General features: G+C 72.6%; 1 protein-coding gene. It reads right to left on the bottom strand.

Annotated elements, in window-relative coordinates; all coding sequences use genetic code 11:
- Window positions 1-4 precede the first annotated feature (4 nt).
- Window positions 5-20,557 (bottom strand): type I polyketide synthase, encoded by a 20,553-nt coding sequence (locus ACQEU1_RS09415; RefSeq protein WP_433198382.1) that lies wholly within the window; start codon window positions 20,555-20,557, stop codon window positions 5-7.
- Window positions 20,558-20,600 lie beyond the last annotated feature (43 nt).

The raw sequence follows: 20,600 nt of genomic DNA on the forward strand, positions 1-20,600 counted from the left end.
CTGATCAGGAGTTCTTGGTGTCGAGGGCCATCTCGACGAGGTTGTCGATGTCCATGTCGTCGATCGAGTCCCCTTCGTCGTCGACCGGTTCCGCTTCGCCGTTCGCGAGCCGCAGCAACGCGTCCAGCAGGCCGGCCTCGCGCAACTTCTCCAGCGAGAGGCCCGTGAGCGCCTGGCGCACCTCGGCTTCCGCGGCGTCACCGATCAACTCGGTGCGCAGGAGGTCGACCAGGACGAGCGGGGTCGGGTAGTCGAAGACCAGGGTCGCGGGGAGCCGCAGCCCGGTCAGGGTGTTGAGGCGGTTGCGCAGTTCGACCGCGGTGATCGAGGAGAACCCGAGCTCGCGGAACGCGCGGTCGGCCTCGACAGCACCGGCGGACTGGTGCCCGAGCACCGCGGCCGCCTCGTCCCGCACCAGGTCGAGCAGCAGCCGGTCGCGGTCGTCCGCGGGCAGTGCCGTGAGCTTGGCGCGCAACGCGGCACTGGTGTCCACATCGGACGCTTCGTCACCGGCGCGGCGCACCTCGGGCAGGTCCGCGATCAGCGGGCTCGGGCGGCCGGCCGTGAAGATCGGCGCGAACCGGGCCCACTCGACGTCGGCCAGGGTGACCGCGCCGTCCCCGGACTCGACGGCCTGCCGCAGCGCGGCGATGGCGCGTTCCGGTGCCATGGCAGGAAGTCCGCTGCGGCGCAGCAGCTCGTCCTGGTCACCGCCGGCCCACGGGCCCCAGGCGACCGATGCCCCGGCGAGGCCACGGGCCCGGCGCCGGTCCACCAGTGCGTCGAGGAACGCGCTGCCCGCGGCGTAGGCCGCCTGGTTCGCGGCGCCCCAGACACCGGCGGTCGAGGAGAACACCACGAACGCGTCGAGCGGCGTCTGTCCGAGCAGGTCGTCGAGGTGGGCGGCACCGAGGATCTTCGCGGAGAGGACCGCGGAGAACTCGGTGAGGTCCTGCTCTCCCACCGGGGTCGACTGGGTGACCTCGACGGCGTGCACGACGGCGTCCGGGGTGTGTTCGCCGACGAGTGCGGCGAGCTGGTCCCGGTCGGTCACGTCGCACCGGGCCACCGTGGCCCGCGCGCCCAGGTCCGCGAGCTCCGCGAGGAGTTCGCCTGCCTGGCCGTCGTGGTCCGCGGTCAGCACCAGGTGTTCGGCGCCTGCTCCGGCGAGCCAGCGGGCGACCTGCCCGCCGAGCACCCCGGTGCCACCGGTCACCAGCACCGTGCCGCGAGGCGTCCAGCCGCCGGTGGCCGGTCCGGCCGGCGCGTGCGCCAGCCTTCGGGCCAGCACACCGTCGGCGCGGATGGCGACCTGGTCCTCGGTGCCCGCGAGCACGTCGGTCAGGTGGTCGAGCACGACGTCGTCCCACTCGGCCGGCACGTCGGCGAGGCCGCCCCAGCGGTCGGGGTGCTCCAGCGCGGCGACCACGCCGAGGCCCCAGTTCTGGGCCTGCGCCGGGTCGCGCACCGGGTCGTCGGCGCCGGTGGAGACAGCGCCGCGGGTGAGGGCCCACAGCGGTGCGGTGCAGCCCGCGTCGCCGAGTGCCTGCACCAGCACGAGGTTCTCCTCGGCGGAACCGGCCAGGGCCAGCACGCCGTCCACCGTTCCGACACCGGTCAGCGCCTCGGTGAGCGCGGCCCGGTCGGTCGAGGCCGCGATGGCGCCGACCTCGAGGCCGCGGTGCACGAGGCCGTGGATCAGCGCGGACTCCTCGGCACCGACGACGAGCCAACGTCCGGACGGCTGCCCGCCGTGGGCGGCGACCGGGGTCCACTCGACGCGGTACCGCAGGCTGTCCGTGTCCGGTGCCTCGTCGGAGGTCAGCCAGAACCGCTCGCGCTGGAACGGGTAGGTCGGCAGGTCGGTCCGCCGCGCGCCGGAGCCCGCGAAGAACGGCGACCAGTCGACCTGGATCCCGCGCACGTGCAGACCGGCCAGCGCGGTGAGGACCGTGCCGGGCTCGGGCTTGTCGGCGCGCAGGGCCGGCACGAGCACCGCGTCCCGCACGCTCTCCGCGCCCATCGCGGTGAGCACCGCGTCCGGGCCCAGCTCCAGGAACGTCGACACCCCGGCGCTTTCCAGCGTCGTGACCGCGTCGGCGAACCGGACGGCCTCGCGGACGTGGCGGACCCAGTAGTCCGCCGACGTCAGCTCGGCCGTGGTGGCGAGCTGACCGGTCAGGGTGGAGACGATCGGGATCCGCGGCGCGGCGAAGGCAAGTCCCTTGGCCACGACCCGGAACTCCTCGAGCATGGCGTCCATCCGCGGCGAGTGGAACGCGTGCGACACGCTGAGCCGCTTGGACTTCCGGTCGGCGAACCGCGCGACGACCTCCACGACGGCGTCCTCGTCACCCGCGACCACGACCGAGCGCGGCCCGTTGACCGCGGCGAGCGACACGCGGTCGCCCAGCAGCGGCGTGACCTCGGCCTCGGTTGCCTGCAACGCGATCATCGCGCCACCGGCGGGCAGTGCCTGCATCAGCCGGCCGCGTGCGGCGACCAGCGTCACCGCGTCGTCCAGCGTCAGCACGCCGGAGACGTGCGCGGCGGCCAGCTCGCCGATCGAGTGCCCTGCCAGGAAGTCCGGCCGCACGCCCCAGTGCTCGTAGAGGCGGTACAGCGCGACTTCCAGCGCGAACAGGGCGGGCTGGGTGTTGCCGGTCTCGTTCAGGGCCGCCGCGTCGGTGCCGAAGACGACGTCGCGCAACGGCAGGTCGAACCGGGCGCAGACCTCGTCGAACGCGTCGGCGAACACCGGCTGGGTCTCGTAGAGCTCGCGGCCCATGCCGATCCGCTGGCTGCCCTGGCCGGTGAACAGGAAGGCGAGCCTGCCGTTCGCCGTGCCGCCGCGCACCACCTCGGGTGCGTCGGTGCCGCCGGCCACCGCGAGCAGGCCGCGGTCCAGGTCGTCCCGGTCACCGGCGATGATCACCGCGCGGTGCTCCAGGTTCGCCCTGCCGGTGGCGAGGGTGAGGCCGAGGCCTGCCAGGTCCGTGTCCACAACGGACTGGAGCCTGGTGGCCTGGGCGCGCAACGCCGCCGGGGTCCTGGCGGACAGCACGACCGGCACCACGGGAACCTCGGCGCGGGGCGCGGCCGGCGTGGCCGGTGCCTGCTCCAGGATCGCGTGGGCGTTGGTGCCGCTGTAGCCGAACGACGACACACCGACCCTGCGGGCGCGGCCCGTCTCGGGCCACGCCACGGTCTCGGTGGCCAGCTCGACCGCGCCGGAGCTCCAGTCGATCTGCGGCGACGGCTCGTCCACGTGCAGCGTCTTCGGCACGACACCGTGCCGCATCGCGAGCACCGACTTGATCACGGCGGCGACACCGGACGCGGCCTGCGTGTGGCCGATGTTCGACTTCACCGAGCCGAGCAGCAGCGGTGCCCGGCGGTCCTGGCCGTAGGTGGCCAGCAGCGCCTGGGCCTCGATCGGGTCACCGAGCGCGGTGCCCGTGCCGTGCGCCTCCACGACGTCCACATCGGACGGTGCGACGCCCGCGCGGGCCAGTGCCCTGCGGATCACCCGCTGCTGCGACGGTCCGTTCGGCGCGGTCAGGCCGTTGGAGGCGCCGTCCTGGTTGACGGCGGTGCCGCGGACGATCGCGAGCACCTCATGGCCGTTGCGCTGGGCGTCCGACAGCCGCTCGACGAGCAGCATGCCGACACCCTCACCCCACGCGGTGCCGTCGGCCCCGGCGGCGAACGCCTTGCAGCGCCCGTCGACCGCGAGTCCGCGCTGCCGCGAGAAGTCCACGAACGCGGCGGGCGTCGACATGATCGTCACGCCGCCGGCCAGGGCGAGGTCGCACTCGCCGTTGCGCAGTGCCTGGGCCGCGAGGTGCAGGGCCACCAGCGAAGAAGAGCACGCGGTGTCGACGGTGACCGCCGGGCCCTCGAAGCCGAAGGTGTAGGAGATGCGGCCGGAGAACACGCTGGCCGCGTTGCCGGTGCCGAAGTAGCCCTCCAGCTCGGCCGGCAGCGACGTGAGCTGCGAGCCGTAGTCCTGGCCGTTGGTGCCCGCGAAGACACCGACCTGACCGCCCCGCAACGAGGTCGGGTCGATCCCGGCCCGCTCGAACGCCTCCCAGGAGGTCTCCAGCAGCAGTCGCTGCTGCGGGTCCATCGCGAGCGCCTCACGCGGCGAGATCCCGAAGAAGCCGGGGTCGAACTCCCCTGCCGCGTGCAGGAACGCGCCCTCGCGGGCGTAGGACTTGCCCGGCGCGTCCGGGTCAGGGTCGTACAGCCCGGCGAGGTCCCAGCCCCGGTCGGCCGGGAAGCCGGTGACCGCGTCACCACCGTCGACCAGCAGCCTCCACAGCTCCTCCGGCGACGAGACGCCGCCCGCGAACCGGCAGGACATGGCGACGATCGCGATCGGGTCGTCCGCGACGGCCGTGGTGGCGGTCGTCAGCTCGGCCGGCCGGGCGCCGACCAGTTCGCCACGCAGGTGCGCGGCGAGCGCGGCCGTGTTCGGGTAGTCGAAGACGAGCGTGGCCGACAGGCCCAGACCCGTGGACGCGGCGAGGCTGTTGCGCAGCTCGACCGCGGTCAGCGAGTCGAAGCCCAGGTCCTTGAACGCCCGGTCGGGCCGGACGTCGTCCGCGGAGCCGTGGCCGAGCGCGGCCGCGACCTGCTCGCGCACCAGCTCCACGAGCGTGTGCAGCTGCTCGCCCTCGGACAGCTCGGCGATCCGGCGGGCCAGTGACGACTCCCCTGCCGTGGCGACGGTCTGCTCGGCGACCTCCGGGAGCTCGCTCAGCAGCGGGCTCGGCCGGACGGCGGTGAACACCGGCGCGAACCGGGTCCAGTCCACGTCCGCGACCGTGACCGCGGTGTCGCCGGACCGGATCGCCTGGCGCAGCGCGGTCATGGCGGCGGCCGAGTCCATCGTGACCACGCCACGGCGGCGCAGCTGCTCGGCGGCGTCGCCCTCGACGGCCATGCCGCCGTCGGCCCACGGGCCCCAGGCGACCGCGAGTGCGGTCAGCCCACGGGCGCGGCGGGACTCGGCGAGCGCGTCCAGGTGTGCGTTCGCGGCGGCGTAGGCCGACTGGCCACCGCTGCCCCAGATGCCCGCGATCGACGAGAACAGCACGAACGCGTCGACCTCGCCGACCAGCTCGTCCAGGTTCCGCGCGCCGGAGACCTTGCCCGCCAGCACCTTCCGGAACGTCTCGGGGTCGTGCCCCTCGACCGCCTCGGTGTGGTCGACGCCGGCCGCGTGGAACACCGCCGTGGGCGGGTGCTCCGCGACCAGTGCGGCGACGGCGTCACGGTCAGCGGCGTCGCACGCGGCGATCGTGACCCGTGCGCCCAACGCCTCCAGCTCGGCCGAGAGTGCAGCCGCACCGGGCGTGTCGAGGCCACGGCGAGAGGTCAGGACCAGGTGCTCGGCACCCGCTCCCGCGAGCCACCGGGCCACGTGCCCGCCCAGCGCACCGGTGCCACCGGTGATCAGGACCGTGCCGCGCGGCGTCCAGGCCGAACCACCGGCGACCGGTGCGTGCACCAGGCGGCGGCCGAAGACACCGCTGGCGCGCACGGCGACCTGGTCCTCGGACCCGGCCAGCACGGAGGCGAACCGGTCCAGGGCGCGGTCGTCGAGCGTGCCGGGCAGGTCGACCAGACCACCCCAGCGCTCGGAGAGCTCCAACGCCGCGACCCGGCCGAAGCCCCACAGCTGCGCGGCTTCCGGGTTGACCGCGTCGTCCGCACGGCCGACCGACACGGCTTCCCGCGTCACCAGCCAGAGCGGCGCGTCGACGGCGGCAAGAGCCTGCGTGGTGGCGAGCGCCTCGGTGACGTCGGCCGGGAACGCCAGCACGCCGTCGAACTCACCGAGTCCGGCCGCGGTCGCCAGGTCCGTGACGGTGACGACCTCGACGCCCCGTGCGACGAGCGAGTCCACGACGGGGTCGGCGCCCACGGCCAGCCAACGGCCGGAAACCTCGGTCCGGGCAGCCGGAACCGGCTTCCACTCGACCTTGTAACGCCAACCCTCCACAACGGACTCACCGCGGCTGTCCCGCCGCCAGCGGGAGAGCACCGGCAGCACCGCGTCAAACGCTTGCGAGTCCTCCTCGCTCAGCGAGGCGCCGAGCGACTCCAGGTCCTCCCGCTCGACCGCGTCCCAGAACCGGGCCTCGATCGAGTCGGGCGCGCGGGTGACGGCCGTCTCCAGCCACAACCGCTCGCGCTGGAACGCGTAGGTGGGCAGATCCACCCGCCGGGCACCGGTACCGGCGAAGAACTTCGCCCAGTCGACCTCGACACCACGGGCGTGGACCCGGCCGAGCGCGGTCAGCAGCGACCGCGCCTCTTCACGACCCCTGCGCAGGGCGGGCACGAACGCCGCGCCACCACCGGCCATGGCCGACAGCACCGCGTCCGGGCCGAGCTCCAGGAACGTCGTGACGTCCTGGGCTTCGAGCTCCGTGATCGCGTCGGTGAACCGGACCGTGTTGCGGACGTGGCTCACCCAGTACTCGGGCTCGGTGACGTCGCCCAGCATGGCGATCTGCGGCTCGTTGAACGTCAGTTCCGAAACCACCGCACGGAAGTCGTCCAGCATCGGGTCCATCAACGGCGAGTGGAACGCGTGCGACACAGCCAAACGCTTCGACTTGCGGTCCGCGAACTGCGCGACGACCTGCTCCACCGCGGCCTCGTCACCGGCGACGACCACCGCGTCCGGCCCGTTGACCGCCGCGAGCGACACCAGGTCGCCCAGCAACGGCAGCACTTCCGCTTCGGTGGCCTGCAGGGCCACCATCGCGCCGCCCTCGGGCAACGCCTGCATCAGGCGAGCCCGAGCGCTGACCAACGTGGCCGCGTCCTCCAGCGAAAGAACACCGGAGACGTGAGCCGCGGCGATCTCACCGATCGAATGCCCAGCCAAGAAGTCAGGGCGAACACCCCACGACTCGACGAGCCGGTACAAGGCCACTTCCAGCGCGAAGATCGCCGGCTGCGTGAACTCCGTGCGGTCGAGGTCCTCGTCCCGCACGTCGACCAGAGCAGCGACCTCGTCGAACGCCTTGGCGTACACGGGGAACGCCTCGTACAGCTCGCGACCCATGCCGGCTCGCTGGCTGCCCTGCCCCGTGAAGAGGAACGCGAGGCGACCAGGCACGACCGTCGCCGGCTCCATCGCGCCGAGGCCAGTGACCAGGTCGTCCTGATCCGCGGCGACCACCACGGCCCGGTGCTCGAACCGGGCCCGCGTCGTCGCGAGCGAGAAGCCGAGGTCCGTCAGGTCCACCGGCGCCGACTCGGCAAGGCGATCAGCCTGCTCCCGCAACGCCTCCGGCGACTTGGCCGACAGCACGACCGGCACCAGCGGCAACGGCTTGTGCTCGGCCTTGCTCGGCCGGGCGGCGGGCGCCTGCTCGATGATCAGGTGGGCGTTGGTGCCACCGATGCCGAACGACGACACGCCCGCCCGGCGCGACCGGTTGACCGCGGGCCACTCCCGCGACTCGGTCAGCAGCTCGACCGCCCCGGACTCCCAGTCCACGTGCGGCGTCGGCTCTTCCGCGTGCAACGTCTTCGGCGCGACGCCGTGCCGCACCGCCATCACCATCTTGATCACGCCCGCGACACCGGCCGCCGACTGCGAGTGCCCGATGTTGGACTTCAGCGAGCCCAGCAGCACCGGCTGCTCGCGGTCCTGGCCGTAGGTGGCGAGGATGGCCTGCGCCTCGATCGGGTCACCCAGCTTCGTGCCCGTGCCGTGCGCCTCGACCAGGTCGACGTCCGAAGTGGACAGACCGGCGTTCGCAAGCGCTTGCCGGATCACCCGCTGCTGCGACGGACCGTTCGGCGCCGTCAGCGTGCTCGACGCACCGTCCTGGTTCACCGCCGAACCCCGCACCACCGCAAGGACCTCGTGCCCGTTGCGACGAGCGTCCGACAGCCGTTCGAGCATGATCACGCCGACGCCCTCGGACCAGCCCGTGCCGTCCGCGTCCGCCGAGAACGCCTTGCACTTGCCGTCCGGCGAGAGCCCGTTCTGCATCGCGAACTCGGCGAAGATCGCCGGCGTCGACAGCACCATCACGCCACCGGCGAGCGCGAAGTCGCACTCACCGCGCCGCAACGCCTGCACGGCCAGGTGAATCGCCACCAGCGACGACGAACACGCCGTGTCGACCGTCAGCGCCGGGCCTTCCAGCCCGAAGGTGTACGCGATCCGGCCGGACATCACGCTCGGCGTGCTGCCCGTGAGCAGCAGCCCCGCCAGCTCGTCGGGAACGACCTGGCCCGCGGTGCCGTAGTCGGTCGAGCTGCCACCGATGAACACACCGGCCTGGCGGCCCCGCACCGACGCCGGGTCGATCCCGGCCCGCTCGAAGGTCTCCCACGTCGTCTCCAGCAACAACCGCTGCTGGGGGTCCATGGCGAGCGCTTCCCGCGGCGAGATCCCGAAGAAGTCGCGGTCGAAGTCCATGGCGTGGTCGACGAAACCACCGCCCGCCACGTCGAACTCGAGGTCCTGCAGCTGCCAGCCGCGGTCGACCGGCAACGCCGAGATCGCGTCACGGCCCGTGGACACCAGCTCCCACATGTCCTCCGGCGAGGCCACCCCACCGGGGTACCGGCACGCCATCGACACGATCGCGATCGGCTCGTCCGACCCGGAAGCGGTCACCGCCGCGCGCACCGGCGCGTCGTCGGCCGTACCCACCAGCTCGCCGCGCAGGTGCACCGCGAGCGCTTGCGGGGTCGGGTAGTCGAACACCACCGTCGCCGGCAGCCGCAGCCCCGTCGCGACGCTCAACGTGTTGCGCAGCTCCACCGCCGACAGCGAGTCGAGTCCCATGTCGACCAGACCGCGGGTCACCTGGACCTGCTGGGCCGACGAGAACCCGAGCACCACCGCGACCTGACCACGCACGAGGTCCAGCAACAGCTCGTCCTGCTCGGCGACCGACAGCGAGCCCAGCTTCTGGCTCCACTGCGACGCTCCCGCCACGACACCGGCGGCGTTCCTGCGCGCCGGCACGCGGACCAGGCCGCGCAGCAACGGGTGCAGGTCGGTCTTGCTGCCCCGCAACGCGACGAGGTCGAGCTTCATCGGCACGGCGACCGGTTCGTCCAGCACGAGCGCGGAGTCGAACAGCTCGAAGCCCTCGGTGACGGACATCGCGGGCATCCCGGCACGCGTCATCCGAGCCAGGTCCACTCGGGACAGTCCGGCACCCATGCCCGTGCTCTGGTTCCACAGACCCCAGGCGAGCGAGACACCCGGCAGGCCGAGGAAGCGGCGGTGCGCGGCCAGTCCGTTCAGGTAAGTGTTCGCGGCCGCGTAGTTGGCCTGGCCGGGAGAGCCCATCAGACCGGCGGTCGACGAGAACAGGACGAACATCGCCAGGTCCCGGTCGCGCGTCAGCTCGTGCAGGTGCCACGCCGCATCGACCTTCGGCGCGAACACCGTGTCGAAACGCTCCGGCGTCAACGAGTCCAGCACACCGTCATCGAGCACACCGGCCGTGTGCACAACACCGGTCAGGTCCTCAACCCCCGCGATCACGGCCGCAAGCGCGTCACGATCGGACACGTCACAAGCCACCACCTCGACCTGCGCGTCCAGCTCGGCGACCAGCTCGGCCGCACCCGGCGCGGCCAGGCCGCGGCGAGAGGTGAGCACCAAACGCCGAACGCCGTGCTCGGCAACGAGATGACGGGCCAGCTCCGCACCCAGCCCACCGGTGCCACCGGTGATCAGCACGGTGCCCTCGGGGTCCAGCGGAGCCGGCACGGTCAGCACGACCTTGCCGATGTTCTTGGCCTGCCCCAGGTAGCGGAACGCCTCCGGGGCGCGGTGCAGGTCCCACGTCGTCACGGGCAGCGGACGCAGCTCACCCGCGTTGAACCACTCGAACAACCGGGTCAGCAGCTCGCCGATGCGGTCGAAACCGGCCTCGATCAGGTCGAACGCCCGGTACCGGACACCGGCGTGCTCGGCGGCGACCTCGTCGCCGTCACGGACGTCCGTCTTGCCCATCTCCAGGAACCGGCCGGCCGTCCCCTGCGCCACCAGGCGCAGCGACGAGTCCACGAACTCACCGGACAACGCGTTGAGCACCACGTCCACACCGCGGCCGTCGGTCGCGGCGATGAACTGCTGCTCGAAGTCCGTCGTGCGCGACGACGCGATGTGGTCGTCGTCCAGGCCGGCGGCCCGCAGCACGTCCCACTTGCCGGTGCTCGCGGTGCCGTACACCTCGGCACCGAGCAGCTGGGCCACCTGCGTCGCGGCCATGCCCACACCACCGGCGGCGGCGTGGATCAGCACCTTCTCCCCCGCCTGCAACGAACCCAGGTCGTCCAGCGCGTACAACGCGGTCAGGTACACCAGCGGCACACCGGCCGCCTGGGTGTACGACCAGCCGTCCGGGATCAGGCAGATCTGCCGGCGGTCGGCGACGGCCACCGGTGCGAACGCGGCGGAGAACATGCCCATCACCCGGTCGCCGGGCACGAGGTCGGTGACCCCGGAACCCACTTCCAGCACGACGCCCGCGCCTTCGAGACCCATCAGGCCGGCGTCACCCGGATACATGCCGAGCGCGTTCATCACGTCGCGGAAGTTCACGCCGGCGGCACGCACGGCGACCCTGACCTCACCGGCGCCCAGCTCGGACTCGGCGGCGGGCCACGGGATGGTGACGAGGTTGTCGAAGGTGCCCTGCTCGGTGAAGTCCAGGCGCCACGGACCGTCGCCCGCGAACGGCAGCACCGAACCGGCGAAGCCGCGGGCCAGCCGAGGCGCGTAGGCGGCACCGGAACGAACGGCCACCTCGCTCTCGCCCGACAGGACGACAGCGGGCAGCAGAGCGTCCAGGTCGTCGACGACATCAGCGTCGACGAGCACGATCCGGTCGAGGTACTCCGCCTGCGCGGCACGGACCAGGCCGGACACCGCGGCCTGCGCCAGCGCCGTCACGTCCTCGCCGGGCAGCACCGACACGGCTCCGCTGGTCACCACGACCAGCACCGACTCCTCGTCCGCGGCCAGGAAGCCCCGCACGTCGGTCAGCACACCGCCCACGACGTCCCGGACCTCGCCGTCCGGCACCACCAGCGTCACCAGACGCGGCGCACCGTCCGCACGGTCCAAGGACAGCGGAGCCCACTCGACGCGGAACAACGAGTCGGACTGCCCCGCACCCGACTTCAGCAGCTGACCGCCGATCGGACGCAGCACCAACGAGTCGATGTGCGCCACCGGCGCACCGGCGCCATCGGCGACGCTCACCGAGACCGCTTCACCCTGCCCGCGCGGAGAGATCCGGGCCCGCAACACGGAGGCACCGGCAGCGTGCAGCGTCACGCCGTTCCACGAGAACGGCAGCGAGGCGCCCTGGCCCTCGTCCGCCTCCAGGCCCAACGCGTGCAGCACCGAGTCCAGCAACGCCGGGTGCACACCGAACTTCGCGGCCTGACGGTGTTCCGACTCGGGCAGCGCGACCTCGGCGAACAGGTCGTCGCCCGCCTTCCAGGCCGCCTTCAGCCCGCGGAACACCGGCCCGTAGGCGAGACCACCCTCGGCCAGGCCGTCGTAGAGGTCCGACAGGTCCAGCTCACTCGCACCGGCGGGCGGCCACGCGCTCAGGTCGAACCCGGCCGCGGCGGCCTCGTCCGACAGCACACCGATCGCGTGCGTCGTCCAGACGTCGCCGTCCTGCGCCAGCACCGTCACCGGCCGCCGGCCGCCGTCGAACTCGCCGACGACCACCCGCACGTTCACGCCGACAGCGGTCAGCACCAGCGGCTGCTGCAACAACAGCTCTTCGACGTGGCCGCAGCCGACCTCGTCACCGGTGCGGACCACCAGCTCGACCAGCGCGGTCCCCGGCACCACCGCGGCACCCGCGACGACGTGGTCCGCGAGCCACCGGTGGGTCTCCGACGACAACCTCGCCGTGCCGAGCACCCCGCCGTCGGGCATCGCGAACACCGCGTCCAGCAACGGGTGCTGGGCCGAGTCCTGTCCGGTCGTGGAGGTCGAGAAGTCCAGCCAGAACCGGTCGCGCTGGAACGGGTACGTCGGCAGGTCGACCCGCCGCGCGCCGGAACCGGCGAAGTAGGCGGTCCAGTCGACCTCGACACCGCGGGCGTGCGCCCTGCCGAGCGCCTGCACCAGCGACCGCGCTTCCGGCCGGCCCTTGCGCAGGGTCGGCACGAACGCCGCGTCGCCGCCGCCCATCGCGGACAGCACCGCGTCCGGGCCGAGCTCCAGGAACGTCGTGACGTCCCGGGACCGCAGCTCCGCGACCGCGTCGGCGAACCGGACGGTGCCGCGGACGTGGCTCACCCAGTACTCGGGCTCGGTGACGTCGCCCAGCATCGCGATCTGTGGCTCGTTGAACGTCAGTTCCGCGACCACGGCCCGGAAGTCGTCCAGCATCGGGTCCATCAACGGCGAGTGGAACGCGTGCGAGACGCTGAGGCGCTTGGACTTGCGGTCCGCGAACTGCGCCACGACCTGCTCGACGGCGGTTTCCTCACCCGCGACCACGACGGCGTTGAGTCCGTTGATCGCCGCGAGCGACACCAGGTCGCCCAGCAGCGGCAGCACTTCTTCCTCGGTGGCCTGCAAAGCCACCATCGCGCCACCCTCAGGCAGCGCCTGCATCAACCGAGCACGCGCACTGATCAACGTGGCCGCGTCCGTCAGCGAGAGGACACCGGCCACGTGAGCCGCCGCGATCTCACCGATCGAGTGCCCGGCCAGGAAGTCCGGGCGGATGCCCCACGACTCGACCAGGCGGTACAGCGCCACTTCCAGCGCGAAGATCGCGGGCTGGGTGAACTCGGTGCGGTCCAGCTCGTCGTCCCGCACGTCCACCAGCGCGGCGACCTCGTCGAAGGCCTTGGCGTAGACGGGGAACGCGTCGTACAGCTCACGGCCCATCCCGGCCCGCTGGCTGCCCTGACCCGTGAAGAGGAACGCCAGCCGACCGGGCACGACCGTCGCGGGTTCGACCGCGGCCAGTTCGCGAACCAGGTCGTCCTGGTCGGCGGCGACAACGACGGCCCGGTGGTCGAACGTGGCCCGCGTCGTCGCGAGCGAGAAGCCGAGGTCCGTCAGGTCCACCTGCTCCGCGCCAGCAAGGCGCTCCGCCTGCTCCCGCACCGCTTCCGGCGTCTTCGCCGACAGCACGACCGGCACCAGCGGCAACGGCTTGTGCTCGACGGTCACCGGACGGGCGGCCGGCGCCTGCTCGACGATCAGGTGCGCGTTGGTGCCACCGATGCCGAACGACGACACACCCGCACGGCGCGGACGCCCGCGGTCCGGCCACGACCGCGACTCGGTCAGCAGCTCGACCGCACCGGACTCCCAGTCCACGTGCGGGGAAGGCTCCTCGGCGTGCAGCGTCTTCGGCACGACACCGTGCCGCAGCGCCATCACCATCTTGATCACGCCACCGACACCGGCGGCGGACTGCGAGTGGCCGATGTTCGACTTGAGCGAACCCAGGAGGATCGGCTCCTCGCGGTCCTGACCGTAGGTCGCGAGCACGGCCTGCGCCTCGATCGGGTCACCGAGCTTCGTGCCGGTGCCGTGCGCCTCGACCACGTCTACGTCCGAAGTGGACAGACCGGAGTTGGCCAGCGCCTGGCGGATGACTCGCTGCTGCGACGGACCGTTCGGCGCGGTCAGCGTGCTCGACGCACCGTCCTGGTTGACGGCCGAGCCGCGGACCACCGCGAGCACCTCGTGCCCGTTGCGCTTCGCGTCCGACAGCCGTTCGAGCATGATCATGCCGACGCCCTCGGACCAGCCGGTGCCGTCCGCGTCGGCCGAGAAGGCCTTGCAGCGACCGTCCGGCGAGAGCCCGTTCTGCTTGGCGAACTCGGCGAAGAGCGACGGCGTCGACAGCACCATGACGCCACCGGCCAGCGCGAAGTCGCACTCGCCGCGGCGCAGTGCCTGCGTGGCCAGGTGGATCGCGACCAAGGACGACGAGCACGCGGTGTCGACGGTGAGCGCGGGGCCTTCGAGACCGAAGGTGTAGGCGATCCGGCCGGACATCACGCTCGGGGTGCTGCCGGTGAGCAGCAGCCCCGCCAGCTCGTCCGGCACGACCTGGCCCGCGGAACCGTAGTCCGTGGCGCTACCGCCGATGAACACGCCCGCCTGGCTGCCGCGCACGGTCGCCGGGTCGATCCCGGCCCGTTCGAAGACCTCCCACGAGGTCTCCAGCAACAACCGCTGCTGGGGCTCCATCGCCAGCGCCTCGCGCGGCGAGATGCCGAAGAAGTCGGCGTCGAAGTCCATGGCGTGGTCGACGAAACCGCCACCGGCGACGTCGAAGTCCAGGTGCTGCAACAGCCAGCCGCGGTCGACGGGCAACGGCGCGATCGCGTCACCGCCCGTGGCCACGAGGTTCCACAGGTCCTCCGGCGACCGGACGCCACCGGGGAAGCGGCAGGCCATCGACACGATCGCGATCGGCTCGTCCGAGCCCACGGTCGCGGCCACCACCTGCACGGGCGCCTCGCCGGCCGACGAGGCCAGCTCTCCGCGCAGGTGCACGGCGAGGGCCTGCGGCGTCGGGTAGTCGAACACCACGGTGGCCGGCAGCCGCAGGCCCGTCGCGACGCTCAGCGTGTTGCGCAGCTCGACCGCGGACAACGAGTCCAGGCCCATCTCGACCAGTCCGCGGGTCACCTGGACCTGCTGGGCCGAGGAGAACCCGAGCACCACCGCGACCTGGCCGCGCACCAGTTCCAGCAGCAGTTCGTCCTGCTCGGCCGGGGAACGGCCGGCGAGCCGGGTAGTCCACGACGACGGCTCGGACTTGCCGCCCGCCGCCGAGGCACGCCGGTGCTGCGTGCGGACCAGGCCGCGCAGCAACGGGTGCAGGTCGTCGGCTCCGCGCAGCGCGGCGAGGTCGAGCTTCATCGGCACGGCGACGGCCTCGTCCAGCACGAGCGCCGAGTCGTAGAGCGCGAAGCCCTCGGCGATCGACATCGCCGGCATGCCGGCCCGCGCCATCCTGGCGAGGTCCGCCTTGGTCAGGCCGGAACCCATGCCGACGTGCGAGCTCCACAGGCCCCACACCAGCGAGACGGCGGGCAGGCCGAGGGAACGGCGGTGGGCGGCGAGGCCGTTGAGGTAGCTGTTGGCGGCCGCGTAGTTCGCCTGGCCCGGCGACCCCAGCACACCGGCCGTGGACGAGAACAGGGCGAACATCGCCAGGTCGCGGTCACGGGTCAGCTCGTGCAGGTGCAGGGCGGCGTCGGCCTTCGGGCCGAAGACGGTGCCGATGCGTTCCGGCGTCAGCGACTCCACCACGCCGTCGTCGAGAACACCGGCCGTGTGCACGACACCGGTGAGGTTCTCGATGCCGGCGATCACCGCGGCGAGCGCATCGCGATCGGAGACGTCACAGGCGACGACGTCGACTCGTGCGTCGAGTTCCGCGACCAGCTCGGCCGCACCCGGCGCGTCCAGGCCGCGCCGCGACGTCAGCACCAGGTGCCGGACTCCGCGCACGGTCACCAGGTGACGTGCCAGCTCGGCGCCCAGACCACCCGTGCCACCGGTGACCAGCACCGCGCCCTCGGGGTCGAGCGGTGCCGGAATCGTGAGCACGACCTTGCCGATGTTCTTGGCCTGGCCCAGGTACCGGAACGCCTCCGGTGCGCGGTGCAGGTCCCACGCGGTGACCGGCGACGGGTGCAGCACGCCCGCGCTGAACCAGTCGTAGAGCTGGTAGAGCATCTCGCGGATGCGGTCGGGGCCTGCCTCGATCAGGTCGAACGCCCGGTAGCGGACACCGGGGTACTGGGTGGCGACCTCGTCGGCGTCGCGGACGTCGGTCTTGCCCATCTCGACGAACCGGCCGCCACCGCCCATGCCGGTCAGCCGCAGCGAGGCGTCGACGAACTCGCCCGACAGCGCGTCCAGCACGACGTCGACGCCGCGGCCACCGGTGACGGCGGCGAACTGCTGCTCGAACTCCGTGGTGCGCGAGGACGCGATGTGGTCGTCCGGGATCCCGGCCTGGCGCAGGATGTGCCACTTGCCGGTGCTCGCGGTGCCGAACACCTCGGCGCCGAGCTGGCGGGCGACCTGCGTCGCGGCCATGCCGACACCACCGGCGGCGGCGTGGATCAGGACCGACTCGCCCGCCTGCAGGCCGGCGAGGTCGCCGAGGCCGTACAGCGCGGTGAGGAACACCAGCGGGACACCGGCCGCCTCGGCGTAGGTCCAGCCCGCGGGCATCGGGCAGACCATCCGCTCGTCGGCGATCGCGACCGGGCCGAAGGCGGCGTCCATCATGCCCATCACCCGGTCGCCGGGCGTGAGACCGTCCACTTCGGACCCGACGGCGAGCACGACACCGGCGGCCTCGAGGCCCATCAGGCCCGCGTCGCCGGGGTACATGCCGAGCGCGTTCATGACGTCGCGGAAGTTGACGCCCGCCGCGCGCACGGCGATGCGGACCTGGTTGGGCTCCAGGTCGTCCATGGCCTGGGGCCACGGGATGGTGACGAGGTTGTCGAACGTGCCCTGCTCGGTGAAGTCGAGGCGCCACGGCTCGTCGCCGGCGAACGGCGTGACCGAGCCGGCGAAACCACGGGCGAGCCGCGGCACGAACGCCTTGCCGCCGCGGACGGCGACCTCGCTCTCGCCGGAGGCCGCGATGGCCGGCAGCAGGTCGTCGAGCTCACCCGGCATGTCGGCGTCGATCAGCACGATCCGGTCGACGTGCTCGGACTGCGCGGCCCGGACGAGGCCGGACACCGCGGCGTGCGCCAGGTTCGGCACGTCCTCGCCGGGCAGCACGGCCGCGCCGCCGCTCGTGACCACGGCCAGCACCGACTCGTGGTCCTCGGCCAGGAAGGCCTGCACGTCGGCCAGCACGCCGGCGACGACGTCGCGGGTCTCGCCGTCCGGCGCGACCACCGTGACGACGCGCACCGCGCTGCCCTCGCGCTCCAAGGAGAGCGGGTTCCAGTCGATGCGGAACAACGAGTCCGGCTGACCGGACCCCGCCTTGAGCTGACCGCCGATCGGCCGCAGCACCAGCGAGTCGACCTGCGCGACCGGCGTGCCGGTCTCGTCGGCGACCTTGACGGAGACCGCGTCGCCCTGCCCGCTCGGCGAGATCTTGGCGCGCAGCACCGAGGCGCCGGAGGCGAAGAGGCTGACACCGTTCCAGGAGAACGGCAGCGAACCGCCCTGGCCCTTCTCCGCCTCCAGTCCCAGTGCGTGCAGCACCGAGTCCAGCAACGCCGGGTGCAGCCCGAACTTGGCCGCCTGCCGGTGCTCCGACTCGGGCAGCGCCACCTCGGCGTACACGTCGTCGCCGGAGCGCCAGGCCGCCTGCAGGCCGCGGAACACCGGGCCGTACACCAGACCGGCGGCCGCGAGGTCGTCGTAGACGCCGTCGAGCTCGATCTCCTCGGCGCCGGCCGGCGGCCACGTCTTCAGGTCGAAGCCCGCCGTCACCTCGTCCTCGGCCAGGACACCGATCGCGTGGGTGGTCCACGCGGCGTCGTCCTCGCCGTCCGGTCGCGTGTAGACGGTGACCGCGCGGCGGCCGGAGGCGTCCGCCTCGGCGACCGAGATGCACAGCGTGACCGCGCCCTTGGCCGGCAGCACCAGCGGTGCCTGCAGCAGCAGCTCGTCCAGGTAGCCGCAGTTGATCTGGTCGCCCGCGCGGATGGCGAGCTCGACGATCGCGGTGCCGGGAACGACGACGTTGCCCGCGACGACGTGGTCGGCGAGCCAGGCGTGCGAGGAGCGGGAGAGTCTGGCGGTGAACAGCGTTCCGCCGTTGGGGGTGGAGAGCACGGCGCCGAGCAGCGGGTGGTCGGCCGAGCCGAGACCGGCGGCCGTCACGTCGTGCACGGCGCCGGTGGCGTCGATCCAGAACCGGTCGCGCTGGAACGCGTAGGTGGGCAACGAGATCGCCTGCGCGCCGGAGCCCGCGAAGTAGGCGGACCAGTCGACGCGCACGCCTCGGCCGTGGATCCGGCCGAGCGCGGACACGATGGTCGCGACCTCGTCGCGGTCCTTGCGCAGCGCGGACACGAGCACCGCGCTCTGGACGCTGTCCGCGCCCATCGCGGTGAGCACGCCGTCCGGGCCGAGCTCGAGGAACGTCGTGACGCCTTCGGTCTCCAGTGCGCGCACGGCGTCGGCGAACCGGACGGCCTCGCGCACGTGCCGCACCCAGTACTCCGGCGAGGTGATCTCGTCGGACGTGACGAGCGCGCCGGTCAGCGTGGACACGATGGAGATCGACGGGGCGTTGAACGTCAGCTTCGAGACCACCGCGCGGAAGTCGTCGAGCATGCCGTCCATCTGCGGCGAGTGGAACGCGTGCGACACGCTGAGCCGCTTGGCCTTGCGGTCCGGGAACTGCGCGGCGATCCGCTCGACGGCGTCCTCGGCGCCCGCGACGACGACAGCGCGCGGGCCGTTGACCGCGGCGATCGAGACGGCGTCGGTGAGGTGCGGCAGCACCTCTTCCTCGGTGGCCTGCAACGCGAGCATGGCACCGCTGCCCGGCAGCGCCTGCATGAGCCGGCCCCGTGCGCTGACCAGTGCGGCCGCGTCCTCCAGGGACAGCACGCCGGCGACGTGCGCGGCGGCGATCTCACCGATCGAGTGGCCGGCCAGGAAGTCCGGGCGCACGCCCCACGACTCGACGAGGCGGTAGAGCGCGACCTCGATCGCGAACAGGGCGGGCTGGGTGAACTCGGTGCGGTTCAGCAGGTCCTGAGTGGACAGTGCCTCGCCGAGCTTCGGGTCCAGGTGGGCGCGGACGGCGTCGAACGCCTCGGCGAACACCGGGAACGCGGCGTGCAGCTGCTGCCCCATCGCGATGCGCTGGCTGCCCTGCCCGGTGAACAGGATCGCGGTACGGCCCTTGACGGCCGCCTCCGGCAGAGGCGCGTCGGTGGCCAGCGCGTCGAGCGCGGCGAGCAGGTCCTCCGCCCCCGTGGCGACGACCGTGGCCCGGTGGGCGTGGTGGGTCCGCCGGGTCGCGGCGGAGAACGCGAGGTCGGTGAGGTCGGCCCCGTCCCGCAGCGCCTCGGCGAGCTTGGCGGCGTTCGCGCGCAGGGCGTTCTCGGTCTTGCCGGAGACCAGCACCGGCACGACCGGCAGCTCGGCGCGCGGCTCCTCGGTGGCGTCCTGCTCGGGCGCCTGCTCCAGGATCGCGTGTGCGTTGGTGCCGCTGTAGCCGAACGACGACACGCCCACGCGGCGGGCACGGCCCGTCTCCGGCCACGGCGTGGCCTCCGTGGCGAGCGCGACGGCACCGGCGGTCCAGTCGATCTGCTTCGACGGCTCGTCCACGTGCAGCGTCTTCGGCACCAGGCCGTGCCGCAGCGACTGGACGGCCTTGATCACGGCGGCGACACCGGCGGCGGCCTGCGTGTGACCGATGTTCGACTTGACCGAGGCCAGCAGCAGCGGGGTCTCGCGGTCCTGGCCGTAGGTGGCGAGCACAGCCTGCGCCTCGATCGGGTCACCCAGCGCGGTGCCCGTGCCGTGCGCCTCGAGCACATCGACGTCCACAGAGGACAGTCGCGCGTCGGCCAGCGCCTGCTTGATGACGCGCTGCTGCGACGGGCCGTTCGGGGCGGTGAGGCCGTTGGACGCGCCGTCCTGGTTGACCGCGATGCCGCGCACGACGGCGAGGACCTGGTGGCCGTTGCGCTGGGCGTCCGAGAGCCGCTCGACGAGCAGCATGCCGACGCCCTCGCCCCACGCCGTGCCGTCCGCGGCGGCCGCGAACGACTTGCAGCGCCCGTCCATCGCGAGGCCGCGCTGGCGGGAGAAGTCGATGAACGCGGCGGGCGAGGACATGATCGTCACGCCGCCGGCGAGCGCCAGGTCGCACTCGCCGTTGCGCAGCGCCTGAACCGCGAGGTGCAGGGCGACGAGCGAGCCGGAGCAGGCCGTGTCGAGCGTGACCGCGGGGCCCTCGAAGCCGAACGTGTAGGAGATGCGGCCCGAGAACATGCTCGCCGCGTTGCCGGTGCCGAGGTGCCCTTCCAGGCCGTCCGGCGTGTCGCCCTCGAACAGCGTGACGTAGTCCTGGCCGTTGGTGGAGGTGAACACACCGGTCCGGCTGCCGCGCAACGTCTGCGGGTCGACGCCGGCCCGCTCGAAGGTCTGCCAGGCGGTCTCCAGCAGCAGGCGCTGCTGCGGGTCCATCGCCAGGGCCTCGCGCGGCGAGATGCCGAAGAACCCGGGATCGAAGTCCGCCACGCCGTCGACGAAGGCACCCTCGGCGACGTAGGACGTGCCCTGGTGGTCGGGGTCGGGGTGGTAGAGCGTCTCGACGTCCCAGCCGCGGTCGGTCGGGAACGGCGCGATGGCGTCCCGTTCCGCGACGACGAAGTCCCAAAGCTCGTCCGGGGACGAGACACCACCCGCGAAGCGGCAGTCCATCGCGACGATCGCGATGGGCTCATGCCCCTTCGCCTCCACCGCCTGCAGGCGCTGGCGTGTGTTGTGCAGGTCCGCCGTCACCCGCTTGAGGTAGTCGCGAAGCTTCTGCTCGTTGGACATTCAACGCCACCTCTTCAGGGCAACCGGCACGTCTCGGGGTAAG

This window comes from Lentzea sp. CA-135723 (assembly GCF_050936595.1).
Classification (GTDB): Bacteria; Actinomycetota; Actinomycetes; order Mycobacteriales; family Pseudonocardiaceae; genus Lentzea.

Excerpts from the sequence above, each read along its gene's own strand:
- ACQEU1_RS09415 (WP_433198382.1), bottom strand. The coding sequence starts at position 20,557 with ATGTCCAACGAGCAGAAGCTTCGCGACTACCTCAAGCGGGTGACGGCG.